The following is a 1,194-nucleotide window of genomic DNA, read 5'->3' on the forward strand; positions in this document are numbered from 1 at the left end:
CGTACCTTGTCGAGTTCCCGGCGGAGCTGCTCCGGGTCGGCCTTGGTGAACGGGGTGCGCTGCACGAGCGCCGCGCCGAGCACGGCGTCACGCACCCAGCCCGCCTCGAAGGCGAGGATCGCCCGGCCGACAGCGGTCGCGTGCATCGGCAGCCGCCCGCCCACCCGGGAGGCCTGCGGGACTCTCCTGCTCCCGTAGACCCGGTCGATGTAGAGCACGTCCGCGCCGTCGCGGATGGCGAAGTGGGCGGTCTCCTGCGTGAGGCCGAACAGGTCCTGCAGGTACGGGCGCACGACGTCGCGCAGCTGCCGTCCGGCATGCTGGCCGAGTTCCCAGAGCCGGAGGCCGATCTGGTACCGGCCGCGGGCATCCCGCTGCACGGCGCCCCATTCCTCCAGCTCGCCGAGCAGGCGGTGCACGGTGCTCTGGGGAAGGCCGCTCTCGGTGCAGATCTCGGAGAGGGTCCGCGCGGAGGGGCTGGACTCGAAGACGGCCAGGATGCTGAGCACGCGCGAGGTCACCGTCTGCCCCGGTGAGGTGGTGCGTCCTGCCACGATTCCCCCCTCGCGCCCCGCTGCGCTCGACTCCAGCCCCATCGTACGTCGCCGGAGATCGGATAGCGTTGACGGGATACCCCCCGACCGAGCCTGTTAAGGAAACGACCATGACCGCGCCCTCCGAACCGACGGATGCGTCCGCTCCGAGCCCCGGATCACCGAACGGCCCCGGCACCCTCGCCTGGCGCAACGCCGTCTTCGCGGTCTTCTTCATCAGCGGACTCGGCCTCGCCAGCTGGGTCGCACGCATCCCCGCGGTTCGCGACAGCCTGCGGCTCGACACCGCACTCGTCGGCGTGCTCATCTTCGGCCTCTCGGCAGGCTCTGTGCTCGGCCTGGTCGTCGCGGTGCGGCTCCTCGCCCGTTTCGGCGCCCCCCGGGCCATGACGATCAGCGTCGCGACGTCCTCGATCGGACTGGTCGTGGTCGGCGCCGGCGCGACCCTGCTCGGATCCGCCCCGGTCGTCTTCGCGGGCCTTGCCGCCGTCGGCCTCGGGATGGGTTCTCTCGACGTGATGATGAACGTCGAGGGCGCTGCGGCCGAACGGGCGATTCGCAAGACGTTGATGCCGCTGATGCACGCCTGCTTCAGCCTCGGAACCGTCGTCGGGGCGCTGCTCGGTGCCGCGGCATCCGC

1 protein-coding gene and 1 pseudogene are annotated in these 1,194 nt (G+C 71.4%); one reads left to right on the forward strand and one right to left on the reverse strand.

What is annotated here, in order from left to right; genetic code table 11:
- On the reverse strand, nt 1–554 hold a 554-nt coding region (locus QN345_RS19320; protein WP_323509149.1), incomplete at its 3' end, for an IclR family transcriptional regulator.
- Nucleotides 555–664: 110 nt separating this feature from the next.
- On the opposite strand from QN345_RS19320, the pseudogene QN345_RS19325 reads away from it, so the two are divergent.
- Nucleotides 665–1,194: pseudogene (locus tag QN345_RS19325) on the forward strand (MFS transporter); the annotation flags it as partial.

This window comes from Cryobacterium sp. 10I1, from assembly GCF_035019805.1.
GTDB lineage: Bacteria > Actinomycetota > Actinomycetes > Actinomycetales > Microbacteriaceae > Cryobacterium > Cryobacterium glucosi.